Below are 18466 nucleotides of genomic sequence, written 5' to 3'. Positions count from 1 at the left end.
TTTTTTGATGAGTCTTTCAAGCGCAGTACAGCAAGGTCATGAGCAGAACCAACAGTTTCACCGTCAGTATGGCGCCAATGCCCTGTTGCCGGCCATCGACTGGAAAACCCTGTTTCAGCACAGCAAATTAGAACATGCGCATATTGAAGCCCTGAATACCATTTATCAAACTGCTGTACCGCTGGCCTTACAGGTCTTTGATGAACTACATTTTGATGTATTTAGTCCGGCAGCCTATAAACCACAAGGACTGGGCCTGTTTGAAAAACTGTCTGAACAGGAACAGAAACTGCTGCGTTCGCTGGAAACTGAATGTGACTGTCTTGGTGCCACCACCCGTCACCAGATCTGGAGCATGCTGCTGCGCGGTGGTGCGGTCCTGGTATTTAAAGCCTGGCTCGGCAAAGTCAAAACCGATAAAACCGAACTCGATACCAGCCAGTTTGATGAACTGTCCGATTTACTGTTTATCAAAACCCCGCCGCATGAACTGGCACAGCGTTTAGGTGTGGATATTCATTCCCATGAAGATCATATCTTCCTGATGTATGGCAATGATGTCTATTTGGACCGTTTTAACAGTCTGGAAACTGCCGCGCTATTTGTCGATTTAGGCGTCTATGATCCGGCATTTTTAAGCCTGCGCGATGACCGTATTGCCGACTACTTAAAATCTCAGGACTATGTGACTCAGGAACAGATTGATGAATTGCAATGCGCTTTGAATCCGCTGTTCTGTACCGATGCCACACCAAAACAGGATTGTCTGGCTTAAGCCTTAGCCGATCTGCAAAACAAAAAGGACATCATTTGATGTCCTTTTTATATATTTTTCAATATTTAGATTTTCTTTTCTTCAATATTCAGCGCATTAATCGCCAATACCGCCTGGGTACGGTTTTGTACGCCCAGTTTACGGAAAATCGCCGTCACGTGTGCCTTAATGGTCGCTTCAGAAACATCCAGTTCATAGGCAATCTGTTTATTCAGCAAGCCTTCAGCCACCATCATCAACACACGGAACTGCTGCGGCGTTAAGGACTGAATCCGCTCTGCCAGTGCAGTTTCATCGGCAGCACGCGGGTCAAAATTGACATTGGCCGGCAGGTTTGGCGGTAACCAGATTTCCCCTTCCAGCACCTGACGAATCGCTTCGCCAATATGGCTTGGATGGGCAGATTTTGGAATATAGCCCATGGCACCGTGCGCAATGGCACGCTGGATAATCGACACTTCTTCATGTGCCGACACCACAATAATCGGAATTGAAGGATATTGTGCACGCACATGCACCAGCGCCGAGAAACCCGAAGCGCCTGGCAAATTTAAATCGAGGAGAACAAGATCAGGTTCAGGTCCTTTTTCTAAACGTTCATAGAATTCATTGACTGCAGCAGTTTCATGAATTTGAGCTTGCGGTAAGCTATAGCGTACAGCCTGAATTAAAGCATGACGAAACAGCGGATGATCATCAACGATTAAAATATTCATAAGTGACGTGAGAGATCTTGTGCACAATGGCTCCTATTCTACCCATACAAATGCGGTTAAGGATATGCAAGAGTGAACTATTTTTGGCTTAAACGAGATTTTTTGTCCGATTATTCATATTTTCTTACATTTTCTTAAATCTGAGATAGGAAATCTGATTTTGATATAACATTTATCAGCCTGATTCAGATGCTTATCTGAGTCGCATATAAGTATAAATTTCAATTATTTATTTCATTAAATTTGGTTATTAATTGCTCATTTTAAAGTTATCTGAAAAACAGATAACTTTTCTGTATTTGCTTATTTTACAGGGTAATTCAACTATTGATTAATAACAGACATTCCGAGATCAACCACAATTCAGGTAAGCCTATGTCTGTTTTCAATTCAACCAAACCGCTCAATATTGTCGCAGTATCGGGCGGCTTAAATCATCCGTCTAAAACCGAAGCTTTGGTGCAAGCCATTATTGATGAACTGGGCGAAGCCACCCCGATTCAGGTGCATTTTATTAAATTCAGTGAAATTGCCCCTTTGCTGGGCGGTGCCATTTACCGCAAGCAGTTACCACAGCGCGTGCAGGATGATCTGGCTGCCGTTGAAGCAGCGGATGCATTAATTGTCGGTACACCGGTATATCGCGCCTCCTTTACCGGTCTATTCAAACATTTCTTTGATTTTGTCGAACAGACTGCGCTGGTAGATGTACCGGTATTACTGGCGGCATCGGGGGGTAGTGATCGCCATGCCTTGGTACTGGAGCATCAGCTGCGTCCGTTATTCAGCTTTTTCCAGGCGCAAACCTTGCCTATTGGTGTCTATGCCACAGACCGTGACTTTACCCTGGAATACACCATCTATAGCGAGGCCCTGCGTGACCGGATTACGTTGGCTGTGGCACGCGCCCTGCCCATTCTGGAATGGGCACCGGCCAAAGGCCAGCGCGCCGAAGTGGTGAAAAGTAAAACCCAGCAGGCCAACCAGAACCTGGGCATTAATAAACAGATTGAGCAGGATGAAGTACTACCTTCTGCTGCAGTACCTAGTCTGGATGCAGCAGAATCGCGTCTGCATCAGAACAAGGTCAAACCGCAAGTCGCGTAATTGGCTGACCCGCTGGCATTCCCTTCTTCCGAGTGAAGTCTTGGCCATTGATCCTGCGGATTCAGGCTTGCAGCAGCCTGGATCCGCAAGCTTGCAGCGAAACATCGCTGCAATGCCGGATCAAATAAACACAACAACAGGCCCCTTATTTTTCCCTCAAGACTCGGCTTGAGGGATTTTTTCATTTTATCTGACTCAATGAAATGAGAATGAAGCGGTTTTAGTCCTAAGAATAAAAACTGGGATCTGGCACTTTGCCAGTCAGCACCCATTCACCCAGTTCCTGATATTTATAATCCACCGGATCATGCAGGGTCTGAGTACGCACATTGCGCCAGAAACGGTCCAGATTCAGCTGGGCGGTGGTGGCCCGTGCGCCCATTACCTGAAACATCTGCTCGGTAATATATAAAGAGGTATTGGTCGAGGCAATTTTGGCCGTAGCAATGGCCACCGCTACTTCACCGCGCTGTTCAGCCGTGAGTTCCGGTCCGATGCGCCAAGCCTGCTGCACACTCTGCACGGCTTTATCTGCCAAAAGCCGGACACTTTCTAGCTGCAGATAAAACTCGGCACAATGCCGTTGAATAAACGGGTCATCCACCGCCTGCTCGACCCGAGATTTGGACCAGGCTTTTTGACCTTGCACGCTCTGAATCGCGGTTTCAAATGCCCCTTCGGCCACACCCAAAAACAGATGCACAAAAATCAGTTGTGCAATCAGTGGCCGCAAACTGGCATAAGGCGTACTTAGCGGTCCGGGATTCAGCAGCAATTCATGTTGATGAACACGCACCTGTTCAAAATGGGTCGTGCCGCTATCGGTCTGGCGCTGTCCCATATTGTGCCAATCACCCAGAAAATGAACGCCGCTCCGGGTACTCGGAATCACCGCAATCAAAAGCCTGCCGGTCGCATCATAACCGGAACAGAGCAACATGTCTGAATCGACCGAACCGGAGCAGAAGCTTTTATCGCCCTGAAACAGATATTCAGAATCTGCAACCGGTGTGACCGTGGTACGCCGATCCAGCGGATTCAGGGCATTGCCCCAGAACAGCTGCTGCTGAACTGTCTGTTGTAACCAGTGCTGATATTGTGCGGGCTGGGCAAACAGCTGCACGGTGGCAATCAGTAAATGATGAAATGCATAGACATGCGCCAAGGAGCTGTCCGCTTGTGCCAAAATCTGGACCGTTTTAAATATGGTCGGCCAGGTTGCACCCTGCCCGCCATATTCTGTCGGGATTGATAAACTCAACAACCCGCTACGGCGAATCAGATCACGCTCCGCTTTGGGATTACCGCCCTGCCGGTCACGTTCAGCAGCGGTCTGGGCAAACTGGTGAGCCAGTTGCCGGGCAATTTCAAGCGGGTCTAAAACAGTGGCCGTAGTCGGGTTCATCTGAAAATCATATCCTTGATCAATGGTTTTGTCGTGGGTGGAGCTGGCTGTTGTGCTCGCATCGTGTCCAGCTATGCTACACGGCTTTCAGCATAAAAATACCGCCTGCGAGAGGCGGTATTTTAATATTTATTTTTTAACGGCTGGCTTGCACCGTGGCAATCAGCTGATCTACCACTTGTGGTTCTGCCAGGGTTGAGGTATCGCCCAGACTATCCAGCTCATTGGCGGCAATTTTTCTCAAGATCCGGCGCATGATTTTACCGGAACGGGTTTTTGGTAAAGCCGGCGCCCAATGCAGCGCATCTGGAGTGGCCACCGGCCCCAGAATTTTCCGGACCCAGTTGACCAGTTCGGTACGCAGCTCATCACTTTCTGTCACGCCGGCTTGCAAGGTAACAAAGGTACAAATGCCCTGACCTTTAATATCATGCGGCATGCCTACCACCGCGGCTTCGGCCACCGCATCATGTGCCACCAGCGCACTTTCAATTTCAGCCGTGCCCAAACGGTGTCCGGAAATATTCAGGACATCATCGACCCGGCCGGTAATCCAGTAATAGCCATCTTTATCGCGGCGCGCGCCATCTCCGGTAAAGTAACTGCCCGGATAGGTGGCAAAATAGGCTTCAATAAAGCGAGCCGGATCACCCCAGATGGTGCGCATTTGCCCCGGCCAGGAATCCTTGATAATCAGGTTACCTTCGGCTTCGCCTTCCAGCTCATTGCCTTCAGCATCAACCAGAGCCGGTTGTACCCCAAACAGCGGACGCGTGGCCGAGCCTGGTTTCAGTGGTGTTGCCCCTGGCAGCGGCGACATCAGAATCCCGCCGGTTTCGGTTTGCCACCAGGTATCCACAATTGGGCAGCGGCTTTCACCGACCACGGTGTAGTACCAGTTCCAGGCTTCCGGGTTAATCGGTTCACCGACCGAACCAAGCAGACGCAGACTGCTGCGGTCACTTTCCCGTACAAAGCTGTCACCTTCACGCATCATGGCGCGAATCGCAGTGGGTGCGGTATATAAAATCGTGACGTTGTGTTTATCAATCAAATGTCCGGTGCGCGCCCAGGTCGGATATTGCGGCACCCCTTCAAACATCACCGTGGTGGTGCCGTTCGATAATGGCCCGTAAATCACATAGGAATGCCCGGTCACCCAGCCGACATCAGCGGTACACCAGAACACATCATCCTGTTTAATATCAAAAACTTCACGGAAGGTGCTGTTGACATAGGTCAGATAACCGCCGGTGGTGTGCAGCACTCCTTTCGGCTTACCGGTCGAACCAGAGGTATATAAAATAAATAACGGATCTTCAGCATTCATTGGCTCAGGCGGGCAAATTTCATTGACCGTCATGATTTCCATGTGATACCACAGGTCACGCCCGGCTTTCATTTCAATCGGGTTACCGGTCCGGTGGACCACAATCACATTCTGCACCGACTCTGTACCGGCCACAGTAAGGGCCTGATCGACATTGGCCTTTAAATAAATCGGCTTGCCGCCACGCATGGCCGAATCCGCAGTAATCACCAGTTTGGCCTGACTGTCTTCAATCCGGCTGGCCAGCGAATCTGGAGAGAATCCACCAAACACCACACAATGTACCGCACCAATCCGGGCACAGGCCAGCATAGCAATGGCCGCCTCGGACACCATTGGCATATACAGTACTACGCGGTCGCCTTTGGTGACGCCATTTTTTTTCAGCACATTGGCAAAGCGGCAGGTTTCATCGTACAGCTCGCGGTAGGAAATAATTTTATGCCGTGAAGGGTGGTCACCTTCCCAGATAATTGCCGGTTTATAAGGATGTTCTTTTAAATGCCGGTCCAGACAGTTGGCACTGACATTGAGCTGGCCATCGGCAAACCATTCAATCTTGAAATTGTCCGGATCATAATTGGTATTTTTGACCTGGGTAAACGGTTTAATCCAGTCCAGACGCTTGGCCTGCTCGGCCCAGAACTCGTCGGGTTGTTCAATGGATTGCTGATAACGTTCGAAATATTCTGCCTCGTTGGTACGCGCAGTTTTCTTAAATTCTTCGGGTACAGGATAGATCTCATTCATATTATACTTCCTTGATCTTCTCTCATCTCATCACGCGATGTATGCCACATTCTTGATTTTTTATTTCTGCATATCAGCAGTATGACGCTTATTTTTTCTCCACCACAATCATGCTTTGGTCGTAGCGATTGATTTAATTTTAAGCACAGATACACCAGCAGATTCAATGTCTTTGTCGTACTTTTCAGTATAAGAGCAGTAGCTTTATCTATAAAAACCACCCGCTTGCAGTCAAAACCGCAGTGTACTTTGCAAAAATCGGCAGCACGCTTGCAGAATGTTTATTAAAATCCGGGCGGATTTCAGGCAAAATACAATTTTATTGCTGAGGACTGGCAGATTCGTGGCTGAAGAAAAAACCCAACTGGGCGAAGTCACCCAAGAAACTTCCGAGCTGATTCAACAGGCCACGGAAAAAACCACCCAGAAAGTCATTGAACATACCCATAAATACAATGATGCCTATTCTGCTATTGATAAAATCATGGAAGGCTTCTGGGAGCGTGTGCCCTATTTCCTGATCGCGCTTGGCGTGATTCTGATTTTCTGGCTGATTGCCCAGCTGTTTAAATTTTTTGTGAAAAAAACCTTATCCAACCGCAGTTATACCCGGCAAAATCTGGTGCTGGTACTGAACCGGGTTGGCAGTTCGGTGATTATCTTCTTCGGTTTCTTAATTGGTCTGGTGATTGCCATTCCTGGTTTTACCCCAAGCCAGCTGATGAGTGCCCTCGGGATTGGCTCGGTTGCCATTGGCTTTGCCTTTAAGGATATTTTCCAGAACCTGCTTTCCGGCGTGCTGATTTTACTGGGTGAGCCCTTTAAGATTGGCGACAGCATTCTGGTGAATGGATTAGAAGGTACGGTCGAAGATATCCAGATTCGCGCCACCTTTTTACGCTCGGCCGATGGTCGCCGCATTGTGATTCCCAATGCCACGGTCTATACCAGCGCCATTACTGTCAATACTGCCTTTCCACGCCGCCGCTGCGAATTTGTGGTCGGCATTGGCTATGAAGATGACATTCAGAAAGCCAAAGATCTGGTGATGTGCATTCTGAAACGTGACCCGACCATTCTGACCCAGCCGGAATTTAGCGTTAATGTCGATGCGCTGGCCAATTTCTCGGTCAATTTACGCGTGCAATGGTGGATCAACACCAGCGAAACCAATAGCGCGGCATCAATCAGTAAAATCCAGGAAGAAGTCATTCAAAGCTTTGCCGAACAAGGCATTTCTATTCCTTACCCGGTGCAGGAAGTGAAAGTCTATCGCGGTGATCCTTCCGTGGCAGACAGCTCAGAGGCTAAATAAACGTCCCAGCACATACGGAATCACGGTTTCTGTACGGATAATCCGGTTGCCCAGACTCACCGCCTGGCAGCCGTTATGTATCAAAAGATCGACCTCATAAGGAATAAAACCACCTTCCGGCCCAATCACAATGCTACAGGGATGCTGAATCGCAGCAGGCATGCGCATCTCTGCATAGGGATGTGCCACATAGGCGGGACAATCGGCGCTAATCAGACCCGGTAAAATATCTTCAACAAAGGGTTTAAAGCGTTTGTACAGTTCAACTTTTGGTGCAATGGTATCGCCAGCCTGCTCCAGCCCCAGTTCAATATAATGCTCCAGCTGCTGTAAAAATGGCGTCTGCCAGTAGCTTTTATCGACCCGATAGCTATGCATCAGGATAATTTTTTCCACCCCGACTGTGACTGCATCCATAATTAAACGGCGCAGCACTTTCGGACGTGGTAAAGCCACAATTAACGTTACTGGCAATTTCGCTGGCACAGCTTCTTCTTTTAACGGTTTAAGACGAACCGTTTTTTCTGTAATTTCGATAATTTCCGTGAGATACCGTTTGCCTTCACGAATCCCAACTTTCAGGGTATCACCAACCTGAATATCCAGATGCTGTTGCAAATGCGCTAACTGCCGCGTTGAACTAATCGACCACAGTTCAGATTCAGTTTGGCGAGGATCAAGAAGGACAATATTCATAAAAAAATAACTCAACAAATCCATCACTGGATAGGCGGAAACGTCATCCACAACGGTCCGAGGCAGGACTCCTTTTGCCGAAACAAAAGTAAAAGAAAGCAGAGCTCCTGGTATTAAATCTATAAAGAGAAGGCCCGGTTTGAATCTGATCTCGTAAATCCATGAAAATCAGCTTCTTTACCCATCAGAATAGCATCAAAGATATTGATCAATCACCGAAATATGCTTTGCCAGTGAACCCTGATTCTGCTGCATAATCTTTTGTGCTGCGGTATTTAAAGCCAGTGCTTTGGAGGAATCCGATAAGATCTCCAGCATGGTCTGTGCCGCTTGTTCAGCATTCTCTACCACCACCACCGCTTGAGCGTCGAGAAACTCATCAACAATGGTCTGAAAATTAAAATAATTCTTGCCCAGAATGGTCGGCACATGCAGCGCAATCGGCTCCAGAATATTATGCCCACCACCCGGTTCATTTAAAGAACCGCCGACATAACAAGCTTGGCTAAGTGCATACCATAGCCACATCTCACCCATTGAATCTGCCAGATAGACCTGGGTATCCGCTTCAATAGTTTGTCCCAAACTGCGGCGTTGGGTACGCAAATCCAAGGCCTGTGCCGCGTGAAAGACGTCATCAAAACGTTCCGGATGGCGCGGTACCACAATACAAACCAGTGCCGGATCTGCCATCAGGGCTGGTTTTAACGCGGCCAGCACATCTTTTTCTTCTGGAGCATGGGTGCTGGCCAGTGTGATCACTTTACGGCCTGCCAGCTGCCAGTCCTGCTGCAACATGTTGGCCTGTTCAATAAAAGCAGGCGGTGCACTAATATCAAATTTAATACTGCCCACCACCTGGGTCTGTTCAGCAACTGCACCCAGTGCTACAAAGCGGCTATGTGAGGCCTGATCTTGCACCAACAGCTGCGTCAAACCCTGCAACATCGCCCGGGTCAGGCCGGAGACTTTGGCATAGCCTTTGGCCGATTTTTCGGACAGCCGTGCATTCAGCAACAGGCACGGCACATGGAAGTTTTTGGCCTGATCAATCAGGTTCGGCCACAGCTCGGTTTCCATCAACAATAATAATTTCGGCTGATATTTCTGATAAAAATCGGCAATCAGATGTTTCTGGTCGGCTGGTAAATACACTGCCTGAAACAGCGCCTCATACGGTGCTTTTAAAAAGAGAGATTTAGCCCGTGCCTGTCCGGTTTTGGTGGTGTTGGTGACCAGCACCGGATGACCGGCTTTTAAATAATGTTCAATTAAAGGCTGGGCCGCGTTGGTTTCTCCCACCGAGACCACATGAAACCAGATCGCCTGCAGATTTTTCGGCGGCTGAAATGGCCCGAAACGCTCTACAATTTCCTGCTGATACTGCGCTTCACTCTCGGCCCGCTTTTTAATACGCGACCGATACAACGGTTTTAGAACAGATAACGCTGCGTTATACCAAAACGGAGTAGCCAAAGAGATGCCTCAAACTGATTTTTTGCCCTGAGAATATAACAGAGCCCTATCCGCATGTTAATGGATATGGCTCCAAATAAAAAAGCAAAGCAACAACGCGGCTGCTTTAGTCGGCATTCACCACGCTTTCAGCCAGAGTTGGATAATCGGTATAGCCTGCTGCACCCTGCACCCCAATCATGGTTTCCAGCTGCAAATCATTTAGCGGTGCATCATCCAGCAGACGTTCATATAAATCCGGGTTGGCAATATAAGCCTTACCAAAAGACACGGCATCGGCTTTGCCCGAAGCCAGCAGTTCAATCGCATCGGCACGGCTTAAACGCATATTGGCAATGTAGGGAACACCACCTGAACGCTGTTTCATATACTCGGAAATACTGTCTTCTGCCAAATATTCACGGGTAAAGAAAAACGCGATCTGGCGTTTACCCAATTCCTGCATCACATAGCCAAATGTTTCACGTGGATCATCATCGCCCATATCATGCTCATCACCGCGCGGTGCAAGGTGTACACCCACACGACCGGCACCCCAGACTTCAATCAAGGCATCCACCACTTCCAGCAGGAAACGGGCACGGTTTTCAACTGAACCGCCATACTGATCTTCACGCTGGTTGGTCTTGCTTTGCAGGAACTGGTCAATTAAATAGCCATTGGCCGCGTGCAGTTCTACCCCGTCAAAACCGGCGTCTTTGGCACGTATCGCTGCCTGTTTATATTGCTCGGTAATCGCGTGAATTTCAGAAACTTCCAAAGGACGTGGCGTAACGTATGGACGTTTTGGACGTAACAAGCTGACATGACCCGCTTGTTGTACTGCACTTGCAGAGACTGGTGTTTCACCATTTAACAGATCCGGATGCGATACACGACCAACATGCCAAAGCTGGGCAACAATCAGACCGCCCTTGTCATGAACCGCTTGAGTGACCTTTTTCCAGCCTTCGACCTGAGCATCGGTAAACAATCCTGGAGTATTTAAATAGCCATTGGCTTCTTCAGAAATCACTGTGGCTTCAGAAATAATCAGGCCAGCACTTGCACGTTGCGCATAGTATTCAACCATCATTGGCGTAGGTATACGATCATCGCTGGCACGATTGCGGGTTAAAGGTGCCATCACGACACGGTTTTTAAGATGAAGATCACCCAAAACCAAAGGAGAGTCTAATTCAGCCATTTTTGCCTCTAATCTCACAGTTAAAGTGAGTGTTTTAAATATTCGACATATTGCTGAATGAGTGCTTCATTTCGAGAAAAATATGACCATTGTCCGTATTTTTCTGCACGAATAAGACCTGCCTGTTGCAGTACCGATAAATGATTTGACATGGTCGATTGCGACACATTGCCCAAACGCTCAATGTGTCCTGCACATACGCCACGCTTAAAGTCGCCACACTCATCGATCGACAAAAATTGTTCTGGTGCTTTTAACCATTCTAAAATTTGCCGACGGGTAGGATTGGCTAAGGCTTTAAAAATTAAATCGACATCCATCATTCAGACACATATTCGTAAATATAAGCCCAATTCAGCAGCTGTCCTTAATATATCGTATTTTTTCGATATTAATATCGATTTTTTACGATTTATATAAATTTTTTAAGCAACTTCACTAAATTGGGCAGGCTCATTAGGATCTGACAGACCCTAACTTATAGACCCTGTTTTAAACTAGCTTCAATAAACTTGTCTAAATCACCATCTAAAACCGCACCTGTATTTGAAGTTTCCACGCCTGTACGCAAGTCTTTAATACGTGAATCATCCAATACATAAGAGCGAATTTGGCTTCCCCAACCAATATCAGACTTCGAGTCTTCAAGCGCTTGCGCAGCTTCGTTACGTTTGTTCATCTCCAGTTCATAGAGTTTGGCACGTAACTGTTTCCAGGCATGGTCACGGTTGGCATGTTGTGAACGCTGGTTCTGACAGGCCACCACAATACCGGTTGGAATGTGGGTTAAACGCACGGCAGAGTCAGTTTTGTTAATGTGCTGACCACCGGCACCCGATGCACGATAGGTATCGGTACGGACATCTGACGGATTGATTTCAATTTCAATATTGTCATCTACTTCAGGCGAAACAAACACTGCAGAGAATGAAGTATGACGGCGGTTACCCGAGTCAAATGGTGACTTACGCACCAAACGATGGACACCCGATTCAGTCCGCAACCAGCCATAGGCATACTCGCCTTCCACACGAATGGTCGCAGATTTAATCCCAGCCACATCACCGTCTGATTCTTCCATCAGCTCAGCCTTAAAGCCATGACGCTCAATCCAGCGCATATACATACGTAGCAGCATTGAAGCCCAATCCTGTGCTTCGGTACCGCCAGAACCGGCCTGAATTTCGACATAGCACGGGTTCGGGTCCATTGGATTGTTAAACATCCGGCGAAATTCAAGTTTTGCCAGCTCTTCTTTAGCGGCGCTCAATTCGGCCTGCACATCTTCCAGCATGGCTTCTTCATCGGCTTCCACCGCCAGATCCAGCATCGCCTGTGCATCTTCGAGCTGTGTTGCCAGACCGTCTAATACATTCAGGACGTTCTCAAGCTCGCCTTTTTCTTTGGCCATGGCTTGGGCGCGGTTCTGGTCATTCCAGATGGCCGGATCTTCCAATTCACGGAGAACTTCTTCTAAACGCTCTTTTTTAAGATCGTAGTCAAAGATACCCCCGTAGTGTTTGACCACGTTCGTTCAAGTCTTTTAGCTGGTTTAGATAAGGATTAATTTCCACGTGAATGCTCTCAAAAAATATCGATAAAACCCGTGTATTGTAGCATAGAGCCAATCAGGAGTAAGAGGCGCCTGCATCCGCTTAGCTAAAATGATGGATATAAACTTAGACGGCCGTGATGAACCGAACCAACAGAAACCAGCAAACTAGAAGAAAAATCAAAAAAACCACGTTAAAATTCGGTTTAATTGCCCGTTCTGGGCTTTCGAATTGATAAAAATGAAATTTTTCATCTTTCGCAAAAGGGTTTTACAAAGCCACATCATAACTTATAATACAGCGCAAAAATTATACAAATTGACCTAAATTCACAGAATCTCCATACTTTTAATAAAACAAAACATTAATTATTTTCTCTTATTTATCAATATCTTAAAATTAATCAATTACACAATATTACAGCTGAAACAATGCGGTAACTTTTGCTGGATTGACCAAAATTTTATTTGGCCTAGACTGAAGTTGTAACAAAAAATTAAACAGTCAACCTGATTTCAGAGGGGTAAGATCCATGAAAAAACTAGCAATTGCTTCAGCACTTTTATCTGTATTCGCAGTCGCAGGTACAGCACATGCATACCAAGCTGAAATTGGTGCTTCTGCAGGATTAATTGATCCAGATCATGGCGGCACAAGTGGTTCTTTTGGTGTAGATGGTACCTATTACTTTAACCCTGTTCAAACGCGTAATGCGCCTTTGGCAGAAGCAGCCTTCCTTGATCGTGCCAGCAACGTAAGTGCGCAATATCAATATGATGAAGTAGGTGATGGTGAAGCGCATCGTTATGGCGTAGGTGCTGAGTACTTTGTACCAAACTCAGATTTCTACTTGAGCGGTAATGTTAATGGTCATGATTTAAAAGACAATGATGACTTCGACAATGACTTGACCACCTATGGTGCCGAAGTGGGTTATTTACCAGCACCAGGTCTGTTAATTGCCGCAGGTGTGAAAGGTTGGGACAATGACCATGATGACGGTGTAGACCCTACCTTACGTGCCAAATATGTCACCACTTTAAGCAATGGTAAAGACATTAACCTTGAAGCCGGTGCAGCGTTCGGTGATCTGGACGAATATAACTTAGCAGCAGATTACTACATTGATAAAACCCTAAGTATCGGTGCAGATTATTACAACAATGATCTGAACGACAACAGCGAGTTTGGTATCAATGCCCGTAAATTCTTCACCCCACAAGTCAGCCTTGAAGGTCGTGTCGGTTTCGGTGAAGCAGGTAGCAACGACTACAACCGCTTTGGTGTAGCAGCGAAATACCGCTTCTAATCTGTATAAAAACGCATAAATCGTAAAAAAACCCATCTTCGGATGGGTTTTTTGCACTGATAAGAAGCATTTAGGTAGTTTTTGCACATTGACTGAGCGAATATAAACTGTACAATTTGTTACAACTGTTCATCAAACAGTCATATTTTTATAACAAAGAGAGAACTCTAAATGCTTAAACAACTTGCTCTTGCTACAGCACTTATTGCCAGCCTAGGAACTGCACACGCTTATCAAGCTGAAATCAACGCTGGATATGAAAATACAGATATCGACAACTTAGGTGATGTAGATACATTTTCTATTGGTGGAAAATACTATTTAAATGGGGTTCAAGTTAAAAATTCTCCGCTTGCCGAGGCAGCGTTTTTAGGTAAAGCAAGTAACATTGGTTTAGCGTATGCAAATGCTAGCATTGAAGATGAAGGTGCTGAACTTGAAATTGATACGGTAGGTATCAATGGTGAATTCTTTATTCCGAATTCTCAATTCTATGTTGCAGGTAGCATCAATCGTGCAGAAGTTACTGTAGAAACAGAGTTCGGCACAGCATCTGATGACAATACTGGTTATGCTATTGAAGCAGGTTATTTACCTATCAATGGCTTACTTTTAGCTGCTGGCGTTTCAAAAGAAAATATTGATGCTCAACAAGCAGCTAAAAAAGGTTTTATTAATACTCTGAGTACGTCTACTGCCTTAGCTGACGATACTGCTGTGACGCTACGCGCTAAATATGTAACTTTAGTAGGCAACCATTATGCAAACTTCGAAGCTGCAGCTGGTTTCGGTGATGAAACAGCGTATGGTGTAGCTGCTGATCTTTATATTGATCCAACCTTAAGTGTCGGTGTATCAGTAAATGATGCGACTTTAGATGATTTTGATGCTGTATTCTCAGTTCGTGCTCAAAAATTCTTTACTCCAGCAATTGCTGCAGGTGTAAATTACACAACAACTGATGGTGCAGACTCAATTGGTATCAACGGTACATTCCGCTTCTAATCTTTTAGATTAAAAGTAAAAAACCGCTCACTGGAGCGGTTTTTTATTGTTGTAAGTGCAAAATCCGCAGCTGTAAGCTGACGTTACCATTAAACTCATTGCGTTCCAGTTCATAAACCAAATGCACGCTATCCTGCATTGGGTCAAATGCAAATTTATCTTTGGCGCTAAAAGCAATTGCATCTAATACCTGCCCGTTATTTAAAGCCAGACGCAGCTTTAAATGGCTATCCTTTAACCAGCGATAATCTACAATCTGAAATTGTCCCTCAAAAATTGGCGGTGGAAATTTCTGCCCCCACGGCGCCAAGTGCTGCAAGGTATGCACAGTGTCTAGATGAAAATCTTCTACCGGCAATTCGCCATCGGTCCATAAGGTGGCCTGAAACAGCTCAGGGTCCATGCTGGCAATCAGCTGTTCAAAAATCTGCCTAAATTCCTGAAAATGGGCTTTTTGAATGGTCAGTCCGGCCGCGGCCGCATGTCCGCCAAAATGGCTGACCAAATGTGGATACTGCTCGGCTACCTGTTCAATCGCATCACGGATATGAATACCATCAATGGAACGTGCCGACCCTTTAATATGAATACCATCTTCATCAGCCGCAAACACAATACTCGGGCGATGGAACTGTTCTTTCAGCCGACCTGCGACAATACCAATCACCCCTTGATGCCAGTGCGGCTCAAACATGATTAAGGCCGCAGGCAGTTCGCTAGCATCGAGCTGGATTTTTTCCAGTTCCTGCAATGCTTCCTGCTTGATCTGCCCTTCAACCTGACGACGCTCTACATTTAACTGGTTTAACTGTTCAGCGAAGCGATAAGCAGTTTGTGCATCATTGGCCAGCAGACATTCAATACCAATATCCATGGTTTCCATTCGGCCCGCGGCATTAATCCGTGGTCCCAACACAAAACCTAAATCCTGGGCTTTTAGGCTGGCTGCCTCTCGTCCGGCTATATCCAGCAGTGCTGAAATTCCCGGCCGACACAGATGTTGCTGGATTTTTTTCAGTCCGGCATCCACCAGAATACGGTTGTTATAGTCCAGACTGGCCACATCGGCATAGGTGCCCAAGGCCACCAGATCCAGATATTGGGTCAGGTTGGAACTGGATTTGCCTTGTTTTTTACGATAGCTGGACAGGTTGGCCAAGACATAAAATGCTACCCCGACGCCCGCCAAGGCTTTACTTGGAAATTCGCAGCCGAGCTGGTTTGGATTGACGACGGCATCCGCCGCTGGTGTGGCTTTGGTAGTCAGGTGATGGTCGGTAATAATAACCTGCATACCATGTGCTTGCGCCCGTTCCACGCCGGCATGACTGGAAATACCATTATCAACGGTAATTAATAAATCAGGCTGAAAACGGGTAAAGGCCAGATCGGCAATTGCCGGAGTCAGGCCATACCCATATTTAAACCGGTCCGGCACCAGATACTGCACTTTGGCACCCAATTCACGCAAGGCCAGTACCATTAAGGCGGTACTAGTGGCACCATCGGCATCATAATCACCGACAATGACAATCTCTTTGTGCTCGTCAATGGCCTGATCCAGAAGCTGAATGGCCTGATCCAGCCCTTTCATGGTCGGCGCCAGCAAGTATTTCAGCTTCAGTTCCAGTTCCTGCTCGGATTGCACACCACGTCGCGCCAAAATCTGGGCAATCAACGGCGTCACGCCCTGAAAACTTTCAGGGCGTGTCAGAAAAGGTCGTTGTTTAATCTGTATATTCGACATTTAAGGCATCAATCGTTGCAGTGTCCATGCCCCATCGGTTTTTTCATAACTTAAACGGTCATGTAAACGATTCGGGCGCCCCTGCCAAAATTCATAATAATCCGGTTCCAGACGATAACCGCCCCAGAATTCCGGCTTGCTCAGTACATCCTGCTCACCCACCTGGGCAGCAAGCTGTGCAAAACGCTGTTGCAACGCTTCACGGCTGGCAATCACACCACTTTGCGGGGTACTGATATGCGCCGCAATCTGGCTGTCACGTGGACGCTTGTTATAGTACAGATGCGACTCTTCCTCCGGAATTTTACTCACCCGGCCGCTAACCCGAATCTGGCGTTCCAGTTCCGGCCAGTAAAACAGCAATTCCGCATAAGGATTTTCCAGTAAGTCGGTGCCTTTCTGGCTGTCATAGTTGGTATAAAAGTCATAACCAAGTTCGGTTGCACCGCGCAGTAGCACGGTACGCACATGCGGACGGCCCTGCGCATTGGCTGTGGCCAAAGACATGGCATAGGGTTCATGCAGTTTGATTTCCAGTGCATGATTAAACCAGTTTAAGAACTGCTGATGAGGATCAGCCAAAGCGGCTGACTCATGCAGCTCGCCTTTTTGATAGCTTAAACGTAATTCACTTAAGTCTTTAATTAAATCAGACATCTATACTCCCCTTAGGCAGCAATCGCATGATGACGCACGGCATCGGCCAGATGGTTGGCCAGTACGGTCACTTCCTGCTGGTCATCCCCTTCGACCATTACACGAATCACCGGTTCAGTGCCTGACTTACGAATCAGGATACGGCCACGGCCTTGCAGCTGCGCTTCTGCTTTACCAAATTCTTCCACTAAAGCGGGCACGGCATACGGGTCAAACATGGCCTCTAAACGTACATTCACCAGCACTTGCGGGAACAGTTTAAAATCGGCAACCAGTTCATGCAGGGCTTTGCCCTGCTCTACCATGACGGTTAAGACCTGTAATGCAGCAATAATCGCATCACCAGTGGTGCTTTTATCCAGAGTCAGGACATGGCCCGATGGCTCACCGCCGATATTCCAGCCATTTTCCTCAAGCGCCTGCAATACATAGCGGTCACCAACTTTGGCGCGAACAAACTCGACTCCGGCTTTTTCTAACGCCAGTTCCAGTGCCATATTGCTCATGACGGTTCCGGCAATACCTGCCGGTTTGTTTTTAGCCTGTGTCGCCAGAATATACAGGATATGATCACCGGTGATCTGCTCACCATTTTTGTCGACCATAATTACCCGGTCAGCATCGCCATCAAAGGCAATGCCCAAATCCGCCTGATGTTCTACCACCGCCTGCTGTAACTGTTCCGGATGGGTCGAACCACAATCTTCATTAATATTCAGACCATCTGGGGTGTTATATAGCGGAATGACCTTGGCACCCAGTTCTTTAAATACCGCCGGACCGACGTTATAGGCTGCACCATTGGCACAATCGACCACAATTTTTAAATGGTTCAGATCAAAGTGATAAGGAAAGGTCGATTTACAGAATTCGATATAACGTCCGGCAGAGTCTTTAACGCGGAAGCTTTTACCCAGATTGGCGTTATCTTCAATCTGAATTTCATTTTCGAGTTCTTGATTAATCGCTTCCTGCAGTTCATCCGGCAGTTTTTTGCCTTCGCTGGAGAAGAATTTAATCCCGTTATCAAAATACGGGTTATGCGATGCAGAAATGACAATGCCCAGACTGGCATGTAAGGCACGGGTTAAATGTGCAATCGCGGGGGTCGGCAATGGCCCCAGTAAATGTACATAAATACCGGCAGCGTTCAGACCAGCCTGTAGCGCCGATTCCAGAATATAACCTGACAGACGGGTATCTTTGCCCAGTACCACAATCGGTTTATTTTTCTTGCTGTATTTTTTTAAAACTTTACCTGCCGCGAAACCTAGTTTCAATGCAAACTCTGGTGTAATTGGAAGCTCCCCAAACTTGCCACGTATACCATCGGTTCCAAAATAACTCATGTCTTACTCACTTCTTATAGGGTTATGGTGATTTTCATCATCCTGTTTCAACACGCTTACTTTACACCAAAATTAAAAAAGCCGTCACAT

General features: G+C 46.9%; 16 protein-coding genes. 5 read left to right on the top strand and 11 right to left on the bottom strand.

Annotated elements, in window-relative coordinates; all coding sequences use genetic code 11:
* Positions 1–7 precede the first annotated feature (7 nt).
* The gene (locus tag P253_RS09245) at positions 8–775 is read left to right on the top strand and encodes a hypothetical protein (RefSeq protein WP_005180752.1); all 768 of its coding nucleotides are present in this window, start codon (positions 8–10) and stop codon (positions 773–775) included.
* A 65-nt stretch (positions 776–840) separates the two neighbouring features.
* Here P253_RS09245 and P253_RS09240 read toward each other — a convergent pair whose 3' ends face one another.
* Positions 841–1491: a response regulator gene (locus tag P253_RS09240; protein WP_005180757.1), complete on the bottom strand. Its 651-nt coding sequence runs from the start codon at positions 1489–1491 to the stop codon at positions 841–843.
* A gap of 375 nt (positions 1492–1866) precedes the next feature.
* On the opposite strand from P253_RS09240, the gene msuE reads away from it, so the two are divergent.
* Positions 1867–2598 (top strand): FMN reductase, encoded by a 732-nt coding sequence (gene msuE, locus P253_RS09235; RefSeq protein ID WP_016658757.1) that lies wholly within the window; start codon positions 1867–1869, stop codon positions 2596–2598.
* 226 nt (positions 2599–2824) lie between these two features.
* On the opposite strand, the gene P253_RS09230 is transcribed toward msuE, so the two are convergent.
* Entirely contained in the window at positions 2825–4003 is a 1179-nt protein-coding gene (locus P253_RS09230) for an acyl-CoA dehydrogenase family protein (protein WP_016658755.1), read from the bottom strand.
* Between the two features lie 136 nt (positions 4004–4139).
* Positions 4140–6083, bottom strand: coding sequence for an acetate--CoA ligase (acs, locus tag P253_RS09225; protein WP_016658754.1), 1944 nt, complete (start codon positions 6081–6083; stop codon positions 4140–4142).
* Positions 6084–6426: 343 nt separating this feature from the next.
* On the opposite strand from acs, the gene P253_RS09220 reads away from it, so the two are divergent.
* Positions 6427–7398, top strand: coding sequence for a mechanosensitive ion channel family protein (locus P253_RS09220; RefSeq protein WP_016658753.1), 972 nt, complete (start codon positions 6427–6429; stop codon positions 7396–7398).
* Here the strand turns inward: P253_RS09220 and P253_RS09215 are convergent.
* The 5 genes from P253_RS09215 to prfB all read right to left on the bottom strand — a co-directional run bounded on the left by P253_RS09215 (position 7384) and on the right by prfB (position 12330).
* Positions 7384–8094, bottom strand: coding sequence for a 16S rRNA (uracil(1498)-N(3))-methyltransferase (locus tag P253_RS09215; RefSeq protein ID WP_023274417.1), 711 nt, complete (start codon positions 8092–8094; stop codon positions 7384–7386). The two genes, P253_RS09220 and P253_RS09215, sit on opposite strands and share 15 nt — an antisense overlap.
* Before the next feature lie 195 nt (positions 8095–8289).
* The gene (locus P253_RS09210; RefSeq protein WP_016658751.1) at positions 8290–9570 is read right to left on the bottom strand and encodes a 3-deoxy-D-manno-octulosonic acid transferase; all 1281 of its coding nucleotides are present in this window, start codon (positions 9568–9570) and stop codon (positions 8290–8292) included.
* Between the two features lie 106 nt (positions 9571–9676).
* Positions 9677–10756: an alkene reductase gene (locus tag P253_RS09205; protein WP_016658750.1), complete on the bottom strand. Its 1080-nt coding sequence runs from the start codon at positions 10754–10756 to the stop codon at positions 9677–9679.
* A gap of 20 nt (positions 10757–10776) precedes the next feature.
* Positions 10777–11076: an ArsR/SmtB family transcription factor gene (locus P253_RS09200; RefSeq protein WP_016658749.1), complete on the bottom strand. Its 300-nt coding sequence runs from the start codon at positions 11074–11076 to the stop codon at positions 10777–10779.
* A gap of 158 nt (positions 11077–11234) precedes the next feature.
* A protein-coding gene (prfB, locus tag P253_RS09195) for a peptide chain release factor 2 (protein ID WP_155757092.1) occupies positions 11235–12330 on the bottom strand; the annotation gives its coding sequence in 2 pieces (ribosomal slippage) (positions 11235–12257 and positions 12259–12330; 1095 coding nt in all).
* Positions 12331–12841: 511 nt separating this feature from the next.
* Between prfB and P253_RS09190 the strand changes: the two genes are divergently transcribed.
* Together P253_RS09190 and P253_RS09185 are read left to right on the top strand one after the other, a co-directional pair.
* A complete protein-coding gene (locus tag P253_RS09190; RefSeq protein ID WP_016658747.1) occupies positions 12842–13618 on the top strand; it encodes a putative porin in 777 nt (258 codons plus the stop codon).
* Between the two features lie 171 nt (positions 13619–13789).
* Positions 13790–14623 (top strand): putative porin, encoded by an 834-nt coding sequence (locus P253_RS09185; RefSeq protein ID WP_016658746.1) that lies wholly within the window; start codon positions 13790–13792, stop codon positions 14621–14623.
* A gap of 43 nt (positions 14624–14666) precedes the next feature.
* On the opposite strand, the gene recJ is transcribed toward P253_RS09185, so the two are convergent.
* From recJ to glmM, 3 genes are read right to left on the bottom strand one after another with little or no spacing between them, the layout of a single operon-like run.
* On the bottom strand, positions 14667–16370 hold the full coding sequence (gene recJ, locus P253_RS09180; RefSeq protein WP_016658745.1) for a single-stranded-DNA-specific exonuclease RecJ: 1704 nt from the start codon (positions 16368–16370) through the stop codon (positions 14667–14669).
* Positions 16371–17027 carry a pyridoxamine 5'-phosphate oxidase gene (gene pdxH / locus P253_RS09175; protein ID WP_005180791.1) on the bottom strand — a complete coding sequence of 219 codons (657 nt, stop codon included), beginning with the start codon at positions 17025–17027 and terminating at the stop codon, positions 16371–16373.
* Between the two features lie 11 nt (positions 17028–17038).
* Positions 17039–18376 (bottom strand): phosphoglucosamine mutase, encoded by a 1338-nt coding sequence (glmM, locus tag P253_RS09170; protein ID WP_005180793.1) that lies wholly within the window; start codon positions 18374–18376, stop codon positions 17039–17041.
* Positions 18377–18466: the final 90 nt, after the last annotated feature.

This window comes from Acinetobacter indicus CIP 110367 (assembly GCF_000488255.1).
Lineage (GTDB): Bacteria > Pseudomonadota > Gammaproteobacteria > Pseudomonadales > Moraxellaceae > Acinetobacter > Acinetobacter indicus.
Note: the sequence above shows the minus strand (reverse complement) of the source record. Positions and strands in the feature narration are given on the sequence as shown.

Coding starts and splice junctions, on each gene's coding strand:
- P253_RS09245 (WP_005180752.1), top strand. CDS start 8: ATGAGTCTTTCAAGCGCAGTACAGCAAGGTCATGAGCAGAACCAACAG.
- P253_RS09240 (WP_005180757.1), bottom strand. CDS start 1,491: ATGAATATTTTAATCGTTGATGATCATCCGCTGTTTCGTCATGCTTTA.
- msuE (WP_016658757.1), top strand. CDS start 1,867: ATGTCTGTTTTCAATTCAACCAAACCGCTCAATATTGTCGCAGTATCG.
- P253_RS09230 (WP_016658755.1), bottom strand. CDS start 4,003: ATGAACCCGACTACGGCCACTGTTTTAGACCCGCTTGAAATTGCCCGG.
- acs (WP_016658754.1), bottom strand. CDS start 6,083: ATGAATGAGATCTATCCTGTACCCGAAGAATTTAAGAAAACTGCGCGT.
- P253_RS09215 (WP_023274417.1), bottom strand. CDS start 8,094: ATGAATATTGTCCTTCTTGATCCTCGCCAAACTGAATCTGAACTGTGG.
- P253_RS09205 (WP_016658750.1), bottom strand. CDS start 10,756: ATGGCTGAATTAGACTCTCCTTTGGTTTTGGGTGATCTTCATCTTAAA.
- P253_RS09200 (WP_016658749.1), bottom strand. CDS start 11,076: ATGGATGTCGATTTAATTTTTAAAGCCTTAGCCAATCCTACCCGTCGG.
- P253_RS09190 (WP_016658747.1), top strand. CDS start 12,842: ATGAAAAAACTAGCAATTGCTTCAGCACTTTTATCTGTATTCGCAGTC.
- P253_RS09185 (WP_016658746.1), top strand. CDS start 13,790: ATGCTTAAACAACTTGCTCTTGCTACAGCACTTATTGCCAGCCTAGGA.
- recJ (WP_016658745.1), bottom strand. CDS start 16,370: ATGTCGAATATACAGATTAAACAACGACCTTTTCTGACACGCCCTGAA.
- pdxH (WP_005180791.1), bottom strand. CDS start 17,027: ATGTCTGATTTAATTAAAGACTTAAGTGAATTACGTTTAAGCTATCAA.
- glmM (WP_005180793.1), bottom strand. CDS start 18,376: ATGAGTTATTTTGGAACCGATGGTATACGTGGCAAGTTTGGGGAGCTT.